The 14867-nt window shown below is 67.7% G+C and carries 16 protein-coding genes and 1 tRNA gene; 12 read left to right on the forward strand and 5 right to left on the reverse strand.

The window, feature by feature from the left end; genetic code table 11:
• Positions 1 to 12 precede the first annotated feature (12 nt).
• From ACZ5MJ_RS11570 to ACZ5MJ_RS11620, 11 genes are all read left to right on the forward strand, one after another.
• Positions 13 to 402, forward strand: coding sequence for an antitoxin Xre/MbcA/ParS toxin-binding domain-containing protein (locus tag ACZ5MJ_RS11570; protein WP_464219454.1), 390 nt, complete (start codon positions 13 to 15; stop codon positions 400 to 402).
• Entirely contained in the window at positions 362 to 1114 is a 753-nt protein-coding gene (locus ACZ5MJ_RS11575) for an RES family NAD+ phosphorylase (protein WP_464219456.1), read from the forward strand. Before ACZ5MJ_RS11570 ends, ACZ5MJ_RS11575 begins: the two co-directional genes overlap by 41 nt.
• Before the next feature lie 122 nt (positions 1115 to 1236).
• Positions 1237 to 1312 (forward strand) — tRNA-Met (locus tag ACZ5MJ_RS11580).
• A gap of 232 nt (positions 1313 to 1544) precedes the next feature.
• Positions 1545 to 2129, forward strand: coding sequence for an NUDIX hydrolase (locus ACZ5MJ_RS11585; RefSeq protein WP_035815703.1), 585 nt, complete (start codon positions 1545 to 1547; stop codon positions 2127 to 2129).
• Between the two features lie 40 nt (positions 2130 to 2169).
• The gene (gene aat, locus ACZ5MJ_RS11590; protein ID WP_464219458.1) at positions 2170 to 2928 is read left to right on the forward strand and encodes a leucyl/phenylalanyl-tRNA--protein transferase; all 759 of its coding nucleotides are present in this window, start codon (positions 2170 to 2172) and stop codon (positions 2926 to 2928) included.
• The gene (locus ACZ5MJ_RS11595) at positions 2925 to 3725 is read left to right on the forward strand and encodes an arginyltransferase (RefSeq protein WP_464219460.1); all 801 of its coding nucleotides are present in this window, start codon (positions 2925 to 2927) and stop codon (positions 3723 to 3725) included. Before aat ends, ACZ5MJ_RS11595 begins: the two co-directional genes overlap by 4 nt.
• A gap of 96 nt (positions 3726 to 3821) precedes the next feature.
• Entirely contained in the window at positions 3822 to 4856 is a 1035-nt protein-coding gene (locus ACZ5MJ_RS11600; protein WP_464219461.1) for a quinone-dependent dihydroorotate dehydrogenase, read from the forward strand.
• Between the two features lie 32 nt (positions 4857 to 4888).
• Positions 4889 to 5947 (forward strand): aldo/keto reductase, encoded by a 1059-nt coding sequence (locus ACZ5MJ_RS11605; protein ID WP_464219462.1) that lies wholly within the window; start codon positions 4889 to 4891, stop codon positions 5945 to 5947.
• A gap of 272 nt (positions 5948 to 6219) precedes the next feature.
• The gene (locus ACZ5MJ_RS11610) at positions 6220 to 7197 is read left to right on the forward strand and encodes an ABC transporter substrate-binding protein (protein ID WP_432259892.1); all 978 of its coding nucleotides are present in this window, start codon (positions 6220 to 6222) and stop codon (positions 7195 to 7197) included.
• A 177-nt stretch (positions 7198 to 7374) separates the two neighbouring features.
• Positions 7375 to 8271 (forward strand): ABC transporter permease, encoded by an 897-nt coding sequence (locus ACZ5MJ_RS11615; RefSeq protein WP_464219463.1) that lies wholly within the window; start codon positions 7375 to 7377, stop codon positions 8269 to 8271.
• A 1-nt stretch (position 8272) separates the two neighbouring features.
• On the forward strand, positions 8273 to 9067 hold the full coding sequence (locus tag ACZ5MJ_RS11620) for an ABC transporter ATP-binding protein (protein ID WP_464219464.1): 795 nt from the start codon (positions 8273 to 8275) through the stop codon (positions 9065 to 9067).
• A gap of 97 nt (positions 9068 to 9164) precedes the next feature.
• Here ACZ5MJ_RS11620 and ACZ5MJ_RS11625 read toward each other — a convergent pair whose 3' ends face one another.
• The 3 genes from ACZ5MJ_RS11625 to ACZ5MJ_RS11635 form a co-directional block, all read right to left on the reverse strand.
• Positions 9165 to 10136 (reverse strand): Bug family tripartite tricarboxylate transporter substrate binding protein, encoded by a 972-nt coding sequence (locus ACZ5MJ_RS11625; protein ID WP_464223707.1) that lies wholly within the window; start codon positions 10134 to 10136, stop codon positions 9165 to 9167.
• A 91-nt stretch (positions 10137 to 10227) separates the two neighbouring features.
• The gene (locus ACZ5MJ_RS11630; protein WP_464219465.1) at positions 10228 to 11079 is read right to left on the reverse strand and encodes a phosphate/phosphite/phosphonate ABC transporter substrate-binding protein; all 852 of its coding nucleotides are present in this window, start codon (positions 11077 to 11079) and stop codon (positions 10228 to 10230) included.
• A complete protein-coding gene (locus ACZ5MJ_RS11635) occupies positions 11076 to 12077 on the reverse strand; it encodes an ornithine cyclodeaminase family protein (protein ID WP_464219466.1) in 1002 nt (333 codons plus the stop codon). Before ACZ5MJ_RS11635 ends, ACZ5MJ_RS11630 begins: the two co-directional genes overlap by 4 nt.
• A gap of 194 nt (positions 12078 to 12271) precedes the next feature.
• Between ACZ5MJ_RS11635 and ACZ5MJ_RS11640 the strand changes: the two genes are divergently transcribed.
• Positions 12272 to 13159, forward strand: a complete 888-nt coding sequence (locus ACZ5MJ_RS11640; protein WP_464219467.1) for a LysR family transcriptional regulator — start codon at positions 12272 to 12274, stop codon at positions 13157 to 13159.
• An 18-nt stretch (positions 13160 to 13177) separates the two neighbouring features.
• On the opposite strand, the gene ACZ5MJ_RS11645 is transcribed toward ACZ5MJ_RS11640, so the two are convergent.
• Both ACZ5MJ_RS11645 and ACZ5MJ_RS11650 read right to left on the reverse strand, forming a co-directional pair.
• The gene (locus ACZ5MJ_RS11645) at positions 13178 to 13447 is read right to left on the reverse strand and encodes a hypothetical protein (RefSeq protein ID WP_464219469.1); all 270 of its coding nucleotides are present in this window, start codon (positions 13445 to 13447) and stop codon (positions 13178 to 13180) included.
• Positions 13444 to 14856, reverse strand: coding sequence for a LutB/LldF family L-lactate oxidation iron-sulfur protein (locus ACZ5MJ_RS11650; protein WP_464219470.1), 1413 nt, complete (start codon positions 14854 to 14856; stop codon positions 13444 to 13446). Before ACZ5MJ_RS11650 ends, ACZ5MJ_RS11645 begins: the two co-directional genes overlap by 4 nt.
• Positions 14857 to 14867 lie beyond the last annotated feature (11 nt).

A 14867-nucleotide genomic window follows, 5' to 3' on the forward strand; every position in this document is an offset into this window, starting at 1 on the left:
GGAGCAAAGGCGATGCAATCTAGGCGGATTCCGGAAACCGATCCCGCCGGCGGCCCCGACCCCGGCACCACGCTGACCAAGGCGGTCATGCGCGCCGCCGGCTTTCTCGGCATCAGCCAGGCCATGGTGGCAAGCGTGCTGGGCATCAGCACGGCTTCGGTGTCGCGCATGGCATCGGGTGGTTATGTGCTCGATGCGCACCGCAAGGAATGGGAGTTCGGCGTCCTGTTCGTGCGCCTGTTCCGCTCGCTGGATGCCATCCTGGGCCACGGCGACCAGGCCCGGCTATGGCTGACCAATGAAAACCTGGCACTGGGCGGCAAGCCCGTCGAATTGATCCGCACAACGGAAGGTCTGGTCCGTGTCGTTCACTACCTGGACGCCACCCGCGGTCGCATCTGAGCGCCGGCCGTTCGCGCTCACGCTGTGGCGGGCGGTGGAAGCCCAGCATGTCGTATCCACCATGCCGCTGGTCGACAGCCTGGAAGAACAGGCTGTGCTCGAAGCCGTGCTGGACGCCGGCAAACCCGCCGTGCCCGCCGAGGCACGCCACCTGCACTACCTGCTGTTCACCCCGTTCCGCTATCCGCCCTCGCCCTGGGGCTCGCGCTTTCGCGCCAGCCAGGACCCCGGCGTGTTCTATGGCGCCAACGAGATCCGCACCGCCTGCGCCGAACTCGGCTACTGGCGCTGGCGCTTCCTCAACGACAGCCCGGCGCTGCCGCGCATCGACGCCCGCGCGCAGACACTGTTCGAAGTGCGCATCGACACCTCGGGCGTGGCACTCGACGCACCGCCCTTCGACCAGGACCGCGCCACCTGGACCGACCCCGACCACCACGAGCCCTGCCAGGCCTTCGGCCGCATCGCACGCGAGGCCGGCCTCGGCATGATCCGCTACACCTCGGTACGCGACCCGCTGCACGGCCCCTGCGGCGCCGTGCTGTCCCCGCGCGCGTTCTCGCACCCCACGCCGCTGGCCACCACCACCTGGATGCTGACCGTGCGCCGCGAGCGCGTGATCTGGCAACGCGACGACTTGCAGCAACGCGACAGCTTCGAGTTCGAAGCCGCGCTGTGGCAGCGCACAAGCGATAACCCCGGCGACGGCTGAACCTACTCCCCATGCCGGCGATCTAATCGTTATGGCAGGCGGCGATGCGCACCGCAGGAAAGTATTTTCAATCAGGTGTTGCATTGCGCAACCGGGTGCCATATAATCTTTTCTTCGACGGACGCGGGGTGGAGCAGTTGGCAGCTCGTCGGGCTCATAACCCGAAGGTCGCAGGTTCAAGTCCTGCCCCCGCAACCAACCGCATGATGCATATCATGCGCGGCACCGTCAAAGCAGATAAACCCGCCACTGGCGGGTTTTTTGTTTTGTGCTGCAACCCGGCAGCCGGCACGCCACGCTGGTGGCTGCATGGCAGCCTCTGCTGCCGCATCAGGCGGCGCTGCCCATTGGCGCCCCACTGCCCCAATCACCGCTGCCGGCCGCCTCCCCGAGGGTGATACACTTTCGCCATTCCTCCCGGACGCCCCTCATGAAATTCTGCTCGAACTGTGGTCATGCGGTCGTGTTGCGCGTGCCTGACGGCGACAACCGCCCGCGCAGCGTTTGCGACAACTGCGGCACCATCCACTACGTCAATCCCCGCAACGTCGTGGGCACGATCCCGGTGTGGGAGGACAAGGTCCTGCTGTGCAAGCGCGCGATCGAGCCGCGCTACGGGTTCTGGACCCTGCCGGCCGGCTTCATGGAGATTGGCGAGACCACCGCGCAGGCGGCCTCGCGCGAGACGCTGGAAGAAGCCGGCGCGCGCGTCCAGGTCGGTGAACTGTTCTCGATCCTGAACGTGCCGCATGTGCACCAGGTGCACCTGTTCTACCTGGCCACGCTGGACGACCTGGATATCGCCCCGGGCGAGGAAAGCCTGGAGGTCAAGCTGGTGGAAGAAGCCGATGTGCCCTGGGATGAACTGGCCTTCCCCACCGTGATCCACACGCTGCGCTGCTTTTTTGCCGACCGCGCCGCCGGCCGGCTGCAGGACGGCAGCTTCCGGCTGCACAGCCTGGACATCGACAAACCCATGCGCCCGCTGACCAGCCGGGCCACGGTTACCCCCTGAGCGGCCGGCCTGCCGCGCATCGCCCTCCGGCGCAGCCCGCATGATTGCCTGGCTGGACCCGCAAGATCCGTTTCCCCCGGTAGAGCACGCGCTCGGGCCTGATTCCGAGGCCCCGGGGCTGCTCGCCGCCAGCCGCGAGCTGTCGCCCCAGCGGCTGCTGCTGGCGTATCGCCAGGGCATCTTTCCGTGGTATTCGAGCGGCCAGCCGGTGCTGTGGTGGAGCACCGACCCGCGCATGGTGCTGGCCCCGCCGGCGCTGCGCGTCTCGGTCAACCTGCGCAAGACGCTGCGGCGCGTGCTGCGCGATGCCGACTGGGAGATCCGCGTCGACGACGACTTCCTGGCGGTGATGCGCGCCTGCGCAACCACGCCGCGCGACGGCCAGGACGGCACCTGGATCACTGACGACATCATTGCCGCATATGGCACGCTGCACGGCAACGGCATGGCCCATTCGGTCGAAAGCTGGTATCGCGGCGAGCGCGTGGGCGGCCTGTATGGCGTGGCGCTGGGACGGATGTTCTTCGGCGAATCGATGTTCGCGCACCGCACCGATGCCTCCAAGATTGCCCTGGCGGCGTTGTGCGCGTTCCTCGGCAACCACGGCGTGGCGATGATAGACTGCCAGCAGGAAACCGACCACCTGGCCTCGCTGGGTGCGCACCCGATCCCCCGCGCGCAGTTCGTGTCCCATGTGCGGGCGGCGACGGCACAGCCGGCGATCAGTCCGTGGCGGTTCGACAAATCGGTGCTGGAGCGCTGGGCCGCACCGTCCCGCCCGGAGCCCCCTGAGTCATGAGCAAGCTGAAGGAACTACCGCTCTCCGCGCTGCAGTTCTACGCCACGGCGCCCTACGCTTGCAGCTATCTCGAGGGCCGCATGGCACGCTCCCAGGTGGCCACCCCGGCGCACCTGATCAACGCCGATGTCTATTCGCGCCTGGTACGCGCGGGCTTTCGCCGCAGCGGCATCTTCACCTACCGGCCGTATTGCGACGAATGCCACGCCTGCACGCCGTGCCGCGTGGTGGTCGACCAGTTCACGCCGGACCGCTCGCAGCGCCGCGCCTGGAGCCGCCACCAGCACCTGCAGGCATTGGTGGCGCCGCTGACCTACGTCGAAGAGCATTATTCGCTGTACCTGCTGTACCAGTCGATGCGCCACGCCGGCGGCGGCATGGACCAGGACAGCCGCGACCAGTACGAGCAGTTTTTGCTGCAGAGCCGCGTCAACTCGCGCCTGGTGGAATTCCGCGATCCGCCGGGCTCGCCCGAGGCCGGGCGCCTGCGCATGGTCAGCATGATCGACGTGCTCGACGACGGGCTGTCGTCGGTCTATACGTTCTACGATCCGCTCGAACGCAACGCCAGCTACGGCACCTACAACATCCTGTGGCAGATCCGCCAGACGCGTGAGCTGGGCCTGCCGCATCTCTACCTGGGCTACTGGATCGCCGACAGCCGCAAGATGGCCTACAAGGCACGCTTCCGGCCGCTGCAGGTGCTGACCGGCAACCACTGGCACGCGTTCGAGGACGAAGCCGGAGCCGGGGATGGCGCCGAGGCCAGCCCGGCTCCGCCGGCCACCCACGAGTAGGCGGAACCCGCGGCCGGTCCGCGCGGGCAGGCGGCCCAGCCGCTACAATGCCGGCCTGGTCCTGACTTCTGCGCCGCCCCGCCGGCCGCCTGCCACGTGCTCAACGCGCTCTACCCCCTGTTTCGCCCCGCCCTGTTCTCGATGGATGCCGAGGACGCCCACCATTTCACGCTGAACAACCTGCTGCGCGCCCATCGCATGGGCCTGGGCGGCTGCATCGGCAACAAGATTGCCGAGGATCCGCGCACGGTCATGGGGGTGCGTTTTCCCAATCCGGTCGGGCTGGCCGCCGGGCTGGACAAGGACGGGGCCTATATCGACGGGCTGGCCGCATTGGGTTTCGGCTTTGTCGAAGTTGGCACGGTCACGCCGCGCGCGCAGCCGGGCAATCCGCGCCCGCGCATGTTCCGGCTGCCGCAGGCGGATGCGCTGATCAACCGCATGGGCTTCAACAATGGCGGCGTCGATGCCTTCGTCGCCAACGTGCGGGCATCGCGCTGGAAGGCCGAGGGCGGGGTGCTGGGGCTGAACATCGGCAAGAACGCCGATACCCCGATCGAGCGCGCCAACGACGACTACCTGTACTGCCTGGAGCGCGTCTATCCGCACGCCAGCTACGTGACGGTGAATATCTCGTCGCCCAACACCAAGAACCTGCGCCAGCTGCAGGGCGCGAGCGAGCTGGACAGCCTGCTGTCGACGCTGAAGAACGCGCAGCAGCGCCTGGCCGACCAGCACAAGCGCTATGTGCCGCTGGCGCTGAAGATCGCACCGGACCTGGATGCCGACCAGATCGGCAATATCGGCGACGCGCTGGTACGGCACAGGATCGATGGCGTGATCGCCACCAACACCACCATCTCGCGCGAGGCGGTCAAGGGCCTGCCGCACGCCGAGGAAGCCGGTGGCCTGTCCGGCCGCCCGGTATTTGAAGCATCGACCCGCGTGGTGCGCGCGCTGCACGGCGTGGTCGGCGACGCGGTGCCGATCATCGGCGTCGGCGGCATCTTCGGTGGCGCCGATGCGCGCGCCAAGATCGACGCCGGCGCGAAGCTGGTGCAGGTCTACAGCGGCCTGATCTACCGCGGCCCGGCGCTGGTGCGCGACTGCGCCGCGGCGCTGCGCGGCTGAGCCCCTCGCACGCCAACGACACGCAAACCGCCATGGAAACCATCCGACTCGGCCGCAGCGACCTGCAGGTCTCGCGCATCTGCCTGGGTACCATGACCTTCGGCGAGCAAAACACCGAAGCCGAAGGCCACAGCCAGCTGGACTACGCCTTCTCGCGCGGGATCAATTTCATCGACACGGCCGAGATGTACCCGGTCAAGCCGAGCGCCGCCACCTACGGCCAGACCGAGCGCATCGTCGGCACCTGGCTCAGGCGCCAGCCGCGCGACCGCGTGGTGCTAGCCACCAAGGTGGCGGGCCCGGGCCGCATGCCGTGGATCCGCAACGGCGACGACCTGACCCCGGCGGGTATTCGCGCCGCGGTGGACGAATCGCTGCGCCGGCTGCAGACCGACTATATCGACCTGTACCAGATCCACTGGCCGGCGCGCAATGCGCCGATCTTCGGACAGCTCAGCTTCGATCCGCAAAATGAGCGCGAGTGCACCTCGATCCAGGCCCAGCTCGAGGTCATGGGCGAACTGGTGCGCGCCGGCAAGATCCGCTACGTGGGCGTATCGAACGAGACCCCGTGGGGCGTGGCCGAGTTCGTGCGCCTGGCCGAGCAACACGGGCTGCCGCGCATCGCCACCGTCCAGAACCCGTACAACCTGGTCAACCGCACCTTCGAGCAGGGGCTGGATGAAGCGTGCTTCCGCACCGATGTCAGCCTGCTGGTGTACAGCCCGCTGGCGTTCGGGCAACTGACCGGCAAATACCTGGCGGGCGACGCGGCCAGCCCGGTTTTCAACGCCGGGGCCAGGGGCCGCCTGTCGCGCTTCCCCGCCGACTGGAGCCCGCGCTACATGCGCGCGGAGACCATGGCGGCCTCGGCCCGCTATGTCGAACTGGCGAAAAGTGCCGGCCTGTCCCCTGCCACGCTGGCACTGGCCTGGTGCTACTCGCGCTGGTTCGCCGCCAGCACCATCGTCGGCGCCACCACGCTGGCCCAGCTCGAGGAAAATCTCGACGCCTGGAACACGCAATTGCATGAAGATGTGGCCAGCGCAATCGGGGTAATCCACAAGCAAATCATGAATCCCGCGCAATAAAATGCGCCCCGATGGCGGATAGCGGGCGTCTGGCGGCATCCGATGCCTCACATCCGCATGATGACTGTCCATTTCGTGCGCGGGAAATGGTATCCTCGCAGGCTTATCGCTGTCGCATCCGACGCGCCCGCGCACGCTCCCTCCAGCCGCAGGAAGCCGCCGCGCCCGCCCGGACCGGCACTGTACGCCAGCATGCGCGCGGGCCAGGACAGCGGACCGAACCATCCGCGGCCGTATCCAATCCAGAACCGAGTTTCGGGGGAGCACAGATAATGAAGTCCATCAAGGGTCTCGCAGCAACCAAGTCCATCCTGGGCGGCGCCGTGGCGCTGGCACTGCTGTACGGCGGTGCCGTGCAGGCCCAGACCGTCAAGGTGCTGTCGATCGTCGACCATCCCGCGCTGGACGCCATCCGCGACGGCGTGCGCGACGAACTGAAGGCCGCCGGCTATGACGCCGACAAGAGCCTGAAGTGGGAATACCAGAGCGCCCAGGGCAACACCGGCACCGCGGCGCAGATCGCCCGCAAGTTTGTCGGCGACAACCCGAACGCCATCGTTGCCATCGCCACCCCGTCGGCCCAGGCCGTGGTTGCCGCCACCAAGACCGTGCCGGTAGTGTACTCGGGCGTGACCGATCCGGTCGCCGCGCAGCTGGTCAAGAGCTGGTCGGCAACCGGCACCAACGTGACCGGCGTGTCGGACAAGCTGCCGCTGGACAAGCAGGTCGCCCTGATCAAGCGCGTGGTGCCGAAGGCCAAGACCGTGGGCATGGTCTACAACCCTGGCGAAGCCAACTCGGTGGTGGTGGTCAAGGAACTGAAGGAGCTGCTGGCCAAGGAAGGCCTGACGCTCAAGGAAGCCGCCGCGCCGCGTACCGTGGACATCGGCCCGGCCGCCAAGAGCCTGATCGGCAAGGTCGACGTGATCTACACCAACACTGACAACAACGTGGTGTCGGCGTATGAGTCCCTGGTCAAGGTCGCCAACGAATCGAAGATCCCGCTGGTCGCCGCCGATACCGACAGCGTCAAGCGTGGCGCCGTGGCCGCGCTGGGCATCAACTACGGTGACCTGGGCCACCAGACCGGCAAGGTCGTGGTGCGCATCCTGAAGGGCGAGAAGCCGGGCGCGATCGCCTCGCAGACCAGCGACAACCTGGAACTGTTCGTCAACACCGGCGCCGCCGCCAAGCAAGGCGTCACGCTGTCGCCGGAGCTGGTCAAGGAAGCCAAGACGGTCATCAAGTAAGCACTGCAAAGCCCTGCCAACCCGCCGCCGCAAGACGGCGGATGCTCCGCCTGGCCTACCCGGCCCGGCGGAACAGAACAGGGCGAGGCGGCCGGCAGCCCCACCCGGGCACGCCGGCCCACCCGCCCCGAAACCGGCGCCAAGGCAGACGCCGGACCCTGCAACAGGATTCCCCCCATGTCCCTCTTTTCCCTTCTGGGCGCCCTGGAGATCGGCCTGATCTTCAGCCTGGTGGCGCTCGGGGTGCTGATCTCCTTCCGCATCCTCAATTTCCCCGACCTGACCGTTGATGGCAGCTTTCCGCTCGGCGGCGCCGTGGCCGCGACGCTGATCGCCGCCGGCCAGGACCCGTTCGTGGCCACCGCCGCGGCGATCGCGGCCGGCGCGCTGGCAGGCTTCATCACCGGCTGGCTCAATGTGCGCCTGAAGATCATGGATCTGCTCGCCAGTATCCTGATGATGATCGCCCTGTACTCGGTCAACCTGCGCATCATGGGCCGGCCCAATGTGCCGCTGATCACCGAACCGACGCTGTTCACCATCCTGCAACCCGAGTGGATGCCCGACTACGTGCTGCGCCCGCTGGTGCTGTTCGTGGTGGTGGTGGTGGCCAAGGTCGGCCTGGACTGGTTCTTCAGCTCGCAGCTGGGCCTGGCGATGCGCGCCACCGGCGCCAATCCGCGCATGGCCCGCGCCCAGGGCATCCCCACCGGCCGCGCCACGCTGGCTGGCATGGCATTGTCCAACGCGCTGGTGGCACTGGCCGGCGCGCTGTTCGCGCAGACCCAGGGCGGTTCCGATATCTCGATGGGCATCGGCACCATCGTGATCGGCCTGGCCGCGGTGATCATCGGCGAGACCATCCTGCCGGCACGCCGCCTGATCTGGACCACGCTGGCCGTGGTGCTGGGCGCCATCCTGTACCGCTTCTTCATCGCGCTGGCGCTGAACAGCGAATTCATCGGCCTCAAGGCGCAGGACCTGAACCTGGTCACCGCCGCGCTGGTGACGATCGCGCTGGTGCTGCCGGCGACCCGCAAGAAGCTGTTCGCCCGCAAGAACGGAGGTGCCTGAGATGCTGCGCGCACAAGACCTGAAGCTCACCTTCAACCCGGGCACCCCGATCGAGACCCGCGCGCTGCGCGGGCTCAGCCTGGAGATCCCCAGCGGCCAGTTCGTGGCCGTGATCGGCTCCAACGGCGCCGGCAAGTCGACCTTCCTGAACGCGATCAGCGGCGACCAGATGGTCGACGCGGGCCGCATCACCATCGCTGACACCGACGTCACGCGCCAGCCCGCATGGGACCGCGCCCACCTGGTGGCCCGCGTGTTCCAGGACCCGATGGCCGGCACCTGCGAGGCGCTGACCATCGAGGAAAACATGGCGCTGGCGATGGCCCGCGGCAGCCGCCGCGGCTTCCGCCCGGCCCTGAACCGCGCCTCTCGCGAGCTGTTCCGCGAGAAACTGCGCCTGCTCAACCTGGGCCTGGAAAACCGCCTGACGGACCGCATCGGCCTGCTCTCAGGCGGCCAGCGCCAGGCAGTGAGCCTGCTGATGGCCTCGCTGCAGCCGTCGCGCATCCTGCTGCTGGACGAGCACACCGCCGCGCTGGACCCGAAGACCGCCGCCTTCGTGCTGGAACTGACCGCCCGCATCGTCGAGGAAAGCAAGCTGACCACGATGATGGTGACGCACAGCATGCGCCAGGCGCTGGACTACGGCCAGCGCACGGTGATGCTGCACCAGGGCCAGGTGGTGCTGGACGTGTCGGGCGACAAGCGCAAGGGGCTGGATGTGCCGGACCTGCTGCGCATGTTCGAGCAGACCCGCCACGAGCAGCTGGACGACGACGCGCTGCTGCTGGGTTGAAGAAGACCTGCAGCGCTGAAAGGACGGGGAGCTTCGGCTCCCCGTTTTGTTTTGCAGCACCGCGTGCGCCAAGTGGCAGGCGAAGCGCCATCAACACTCAGTCGATCGTGATGTTCCGCTGGCGAATCACGCCGGCCCAGCGCGTGCTTTCCTTCTGGATGGTGGCGGCAAGCTGCTGCGGCGTGCCGCCCGCCGCCTCCATGCCCAGCGTCGCCAGTCTCTCCTTGAGCGAGGGGTCGGCCAGCACGGCATCGACATGCTGGCTGAGCTTGCGCACGATCTCCGCGGGGGTACCGGCCGGCGCCATCAACGCGTACCAGGAAACCGCCTCGAATTTCGGGAAGCCCTGCTCGGCGATGGTCGGCACCTCGGGCAGGATCGCCGACCGCCTGGCACTGGCAACCCCCAGCGCATGCAGCCTGCCGGACTTGATATACGGCAGCGCCACCGAAAGCGGCGCGAACATCATCGTCACCTGGCCGCCGACCACATCGGTCATCGCGGGGTTGATGCCCTTGTACGGGACATGGTTCAGCTTGATATGGGCGTCGAGTTGCAGCAACTCGCCCGCCAGGTGGGCCTGGCTGCCCGCGCCGGGCGACGCGAAGCTCAGTTCGCCCGGCTTCTGCGTGGCCAGCTTGCGCAGGTCCGCCAGCGACCGGGCCGGCGTGGCGGCATTGACCACCAGCACGTTCTCGACGGTGGCCAGCATTGCCACCGGCGCCAGGTCCGACGGCTTGTACGGCAGGTTCGGCATCAGCGTGGGGTTCACCGCGATATTGCCCACCGGCACGACGACCAGCGTATAGCCGTCAGGCGCTGCCTTGGCCGCCATGTCGACGCCGATGTTCCCCGCCGCGCCGGCCTTGTTATCGACCAGCACGCTCTGCCCAATGGCCTTGGCTATGCCCTCGCCAACCACCCGGCCGAGCACGTCGGCCGGGCCGCCGGCAGCAAACGGCACCACGATGCGCACCGGCTTGGCGGGATAGCCCGGCGGCTGGGCAAGCGCGGAAGTGGCCGCAAGCCACGGCGCGCAGGCCGCCACGCAGGCGAGCACGCCATGCATCGCCACACGGCGCAGGCCTGCCAGTACGGCGGGCTTCACGGCAGTTTCTGTCTCTACAGCGGGATTCACAGCGGACTTCATCTCAGTTCCCCTATTCGGCGGTTATCAGGCCTGGCTCCCCCACCGCGCCGGCTCCGGCATCGGTCAATGCAAATCCCGCCTGGTCGGCTTCGCGCGCCATGGCGGGCAACACGGCATAGTCGGCGGGCCGCACCGCGGCAAAGCGTGCCAGCCCCAGCATGGCGAGCAGCGCGGTGCCGGTTGTGTCCTCATGCAGCGCCAGCAGCGCGGTACGCACGCGCTCGCACTGCCGCGGATCGATCCGCGCCGCGGCCACCAGCGGCGGAATCGGCGTGGCTTTGGTGACCTCCAGCGTTTTCAGCTGCGCCACCAGCGTGGGCTCGAAGCGGCGCAGCAGGTCCAGTACGTAGCTGTCGACCACACCCACCTCGGCACGTCCGCCGGTCACCGCTGCGATGACTTCGCGCGGGGTCGGCGTGGGCACCTCGGTCGCGCGATACAACGCACGTGTGCCCGCCGGCGCCAGCCGCATCAGGTGGTGACGCGGCGCGTTGTAGCCCGAGTTGGACTCAGGCAGCATGCATGCCAGCCGTCCGCCGAAGGTCTGCGCCAGCGTCTGCTCAGGCGCATCGGCGCGCACAATGAACTCGGTGAAATAGACCGGGCGCCCGCCGTAGCGCGGCAGCGCCGGCACCGGCGCCGCCAGCAGTTGCGGCGAGACCGGCGCGCGCGCAAAGGGATAGCCGCACATGAACACGCAGCCGCAATCCGGCCGCGCCCACAGCGCGCTGACCGGAGCGGGTGCGGCATGCTCGACATAGGGAAGGTCCACGCCGGCGCGCTCGGCCACCTGCGCCAGCAGTGCACGCCATGCCTGCCCGGCCGCCGCGCTCACCGAGTACATGCGGGCGCTGGCGATCATGCGTAGACCAGCCTCTGGCCCAGGCCGCGGCTTTCGGCCTTCTTCAGGATGGCGTGGCCCAGCGCAATATCGCTCAGGGACAGCCCGCGGTGCCAGAACAGGTTGGTCTCGTCATCGCTCTGGCGGCCCGGCTTGCGCCCGGCGGCGATCTCGCCCAGTTCGGCATAAAGTGTCTGTTCCGACAGCTTGCCGGCTTCCACATGCGCGCGCAGCGAGCCGAACATGCCCCCCTTGCACTGCCCCCAGTCGTCCACCACCAGCCTGGCCATGATGTCGGTCAGCGACAACTCGACTGCGCTCATGGTGCCATAGGGCACGACAAAGGCGCCGCGCTTGATCCATTCGGTCTTGAGCATCGGCGTCGGGCGCTCCAGGCGCGAAGCCTCGACCACGATGTCGGCATCGCGCACGCACGATTCCCAGTCTTCGGTCACCACGATCTTCTTGCCGAGATCGCGCTCCAGCCGCGCGGCGAAGGCGTTGCGGCTTTCCGGTCGGCGCGAGTGCACGCGGATCTCGTCGAAATCGAACAGGCTGTCGAGCAGGCGCACATTCCAGTAAGAGGTGCCGCGCGCGCCGATATGGCCCAGCACCTTGCTGTTGCGGCGCGCCAGGTACCTGGCGCCGAGCGCGGTGAGCGCGCCGGTGCGCGCATCGGTGATGAAGGTGGCGTCAACCATCGCCACCGGGATGCCGGTACGCGGATCGAACAGGTTGAGCATGGCCATTTCCGATGGCAGGCCGAGCTTGTAGTTGTCGACGAAGTCACCCACGATCTTGACCCCGGCCAGCCCCAGCGGCGCCACGTAGCCGCGCAGCACATTGAAGTGGCCGTTGAAGGCGGGGTCGGGAATCAGGTGCACGCGCGGCTCGATCACGGTCTGCCCGTTGCCCTGCGCCACCAGCGCCTGTTCGACCGCGTCCAGGATCTCGGCGTCGGTCATCTCCAGGCGTGCGATGTCCTTGCCGTTGAGATAGGTGAGATGGATGTCGCTCATACAGTCCTTTCCTCCAGGTTTATGCCTGCACACTGCCGGTGCGCCTTGCACCGCATCGCGGCCGCCGCGTTTCAAGGTGGTGCCGTGCCTGCCTTGCAAAGGCCCGGCGTGTTTCGATGGAATTCAGTGTAGGGTTGGCGCCATTGACTGTCATATGCTTATATGTCCGCCAGCCTTAACATCAGGTTAATGCCATGAAAATGAACCTGCGCCAGATCGAGGTGTTCCGCGCGGTCATGCTGACCGGCTCGATCAGCGGTGCGTCGAAGCTGCTCTATGTATCGCAGCCGGCAATCAGCCGGCTGATGTCGCACACCGAGCAACGCCTTGGACTGGAGTTGTTCCGCCGCACCAAGGGACGCCTTTACCCCACGCCGGAGGCGCGGCGCCTGCTGGGGGAAGTGAATGCGGTCTACGAGGGCATCGAGCGCGTCAACGAGATCGCCGAAGACCTTGCCGCCAACCGCACCGGCAGCCTGCGCATCTCATGCAGCCCCAACCTGGGCCAGACCGTGCTGCCGCGCGCGATCGCCGGCTTCCGCGCGGCGCACCCGGCGGTGCGGGTGGTGGTGCGCACGCAGATTCCGGGCAATATGCTGCGTGCGGTACTGTCGGGGCAGGTGGACCTGGCGGTGTCGAACATGCCGCTGGTGCATCCCAACCTGGAGGCACGGCTGCTGGTGAAGAACCCGATCGTGGCATTGGTGCCGGCAGGGCATCCACTGGCCGCGCGCAAGTGGGTGCGCCCGGCCGACCTGACCGGCGAAGACCTGATCGGCTACGGGCCGGATGTCCCGTTCGGCCTGCTGGTGCATGAGATGTTCGGCAACGAGGGCGACCAGCCCGACATGCGTGTCCAGGTGGAGCAGGCGCATGTGGCGCGCGCGTTGGCGCAGGCCGGCGCCGGCATCGCGCTGGTCGACGCCATGACCGTGTTTGGCGCGGCCTGGCCCAATATTGTCGCGGTGCCGGTGCGCACCAAGGTCAATGCCTCAGTGCAGATTTTCCATATGCAGACCGAACCGCTGTCGCGGCTGGCGCTGGAGTTCGTCGATACGCTGACGGCGATGATGAGGCGCTGACGCGCCGCACCGCGGGCTTCAGACTGTCGCGGCCTTGTCCAGCCAGCGCCGCAGCTGGTCCGTCACCGCCGTGCTCGAGAACGAGCAGCTGTCCTGCGCGAAGACCGCGGACATCTCCATCCGGCGCAGCAACTCCTCCATGGCCTGACCGTAGACCGGCGGCAGCGCCAACGCGCTGCCGGCGTCGCGCCATGCGCGCACCAGGTCGGCGGCCGGCATCGCCCCCGCCAGGTGCTGGTCCAGGGCGGCACGCATGCGTGCCAGTGCCTCGCTGTTGGCTGCGCTCATGAACGCGCCCTCCTTTCCTTGTACAGTTCGCGGAACGTGCGGCCCGACGGGGCCGGCATGTCGCGGGTTTCGGTCCAGCCCTTGCCTGCCAGCGGCAGGCTGGCAATCAGCTTGTTGCTGCCGCCCATGCGGCCCAGCACCCAGGCGCCGATGCGCGTCGCCAGGGCATACAGCTCCGGGCGTTTGGCGACGTAGCCCCACGCCTGCAGCGCGAAGCGCTCCTGCCACGGGCGCAGCCCGCGCTCCATCTGTTTCTCGCGCAGCTTGCGCAACAGGTCGGACAGCGGGATCGACGCCGGGCAAACGCGGTTGCATTCGCCGCACAGGGTCGCCGCCTGCGGCAGGTCCACCGCATTGGCCAGGCCGACATAGCTGGGCGTCAGCACGCTGCCCATCGGGCCCGGATAAACCCAGCCGTAGGCGTGGCCGCCGATCTTCTGGTAGACCGGGCAGTGGTTCATGCAGGCGCCGCAGCGGATGCAGCGCAGCATCTCCTGGAAGTCGCCGCCGATCAGCCCGCTGCGGCCGCCATCGACCAGCACGAAGTACATATGCTCGGGGCCGTCGCGCTCGCCCTCGGCGCGCGGGCCGGTCAGCAGCGAGAAGTAGTTGGAGATCGCCTGGCCGGTGGCCGAGCGCGGCAGCAGGCGCATCACCGTGGCCAGGTCTTCCAGCGTCGGCAGCACCTTCTCGATGCCGGTCACGGCCACGTGCACGCGCGGCATCACCGTGCACATGCCTTCGTTGCCCTCGTTGGTGACGACCGCCACCGAACCGGTCTCGGCAATGATGAAGTTGCCGCCGGTGACGCCCATGTCGGCGCTCAGGAACTCGGGCCGCAGCACTTCGCGCGCCTCGCGCGTCATCTCCGGGATCTCGGTCAGCCGCGGCTTGTGGTGGACCCTGGCGAACAGGTCGGCGATCTCGTCCTTGTCCTTGTGCACCACCGGCGCAATGATGTGCGACGGCGGCTCCGAGTCATTGATCTGCAGGATGTACTCGCCCAGGTCGGTCTCGATGCTCTGCACGCCCATCTCGCCGAGCACCTGGTTCAGGCGCATTTCCTCGGTCACCATGGACTTGCTCTTGATGACCTTCTTCACGCCGTGCTTCTGCGCGATTCCGGCCACCAGGCGCGCGGCATCGGCGGTGGTCTCGGCAAACAGCACCGTGGCGCCGCGCCTGGTCGCGTTCTCTTCGAAGGTGGCGAGCCAGACGTCGAGGTTTTCCAGCGCGCGGTTGCGGCGCTCTTTCAGGGCCTCGCGCGTGGCGTCGAAGTCGATATCGCGGATCGCGTCGGCGCGCGCCGTGACGAACTTGGTCGAAAGCTTCTTCAGGTTCTGCTGCAGGCGCTGGTCGGCCAGCTTCTGGCCGGCGCGCGTCTTGAATTCCATGCTGTGGACTTGCATCGTGGCGATTC

The sequence above is a fragment of the Cupriavidus sp. LA-1 genome (assembly GCF_055385985.1).

Bases quoted from the DNA above. Each gene is read 5' to 3' on its own strand.
- ACZ5MJ_RS11610 (WP_432259892.1), top strand. From the start codon at position 6,220: ATGAAGTCCATCAAGGGTCTCGCAGCAACCAAGTCCATCCTGGGCGGC.
- ACZ5MJ_RS11615 (WP_464219463.1), top strand. From the start codon at position 7,375: ATGTCCCTCTTTTCCCTTCTGGGCGCCCTGGAGATCGGCCTGATCTTC.
- ACZ5MJ_RS11620 (WP_464219464.1), top strand. From the start codon at position 8,273: ATGCTGCGCGCACAAGACCTGAAGCTCACCTTCAACCCGGGCACCCCG.
- aat (WP_464219458.1), top strand. From the start codon at position 2,170: ATGATTGCCTGGCTGGACCCGCAAGATCCGTTTCCCCCGGTAGAGCAC.
- ACZ5MJ_RS11585 (WP_035815703.1), top strand. From the start codon at position 1,545: ATGAAATTCTGCTCGAACTGTGGTCATGCGGTCGTGTTGCGCGTGCCT.
- ACZ5MJ_RS11650 (WP_464219470.1), bottom strand. From the start codon at position 14,856: ATGCAAGTCCACAGCATGGAATTCAAGACGCGCGCCGGCCAGAAGCTG.
- ACZ5MJ_RS11570 (WP_464219454.1), top strand. From the start codon at position 13: ATGCAATCTAGGCGGATTCCGGAAACCGATCCCGCCGGCGGCCCCGAC.
- ACZ5MJ_RS11605 (WP_464219462.1), top strand. From the start codon at position 4,889: ATGGAAACCATCCGACTCGGCCGCAGCGACCTGCAGGTCTCGCGCATC.
- ACZ5MJ_RS11630 (WP_464219465.1), bottom strand. From the start codon at position 11,079: ATGATCGCCAGCGCCCGCATGTACTCGGTGAGCGCGGCGGCCGGGCAG.
- ACZ5MJ_RS11625 (WP_464223707.1), bottom strand. From the start codon at position 10,136: ATGCATGGCGTGCTCGCCTGCGTGGCGGCCTGCGCGCCGTGGCTTGCG.
- ACZ5MJ_RS11640 (WP_464219467.1), top strand. From the start codon at position 12,272: ATGAAAATGAACCTGCGCCAGATCGAGGTGTTCCGCGCGGTCATGCTG.
- ACZ5MJ_RS11635 (WP_464219466.1), bottom strand. From the start codon at position 12,077: ATGAGCGACATCCATCTCACCTATCTCAACGGCAAGGACATCGCACGC.
- ACZ5MJ_RS11595 (WP_464219460.1), top strand. From the start codon at position 2,925: ATGAGCAAGCTGAAGGAACTACCGCTCTCCGCGCTGCAGTTCTACGCC.
- ACZ5MJ_RS11645 (WP_464219469.1), bottom strand. From the start codon at position 13,447: ATGAGCGCAGCCAACAGCGAGGCACTGGCACGCATGCGTGCCGCCCTG.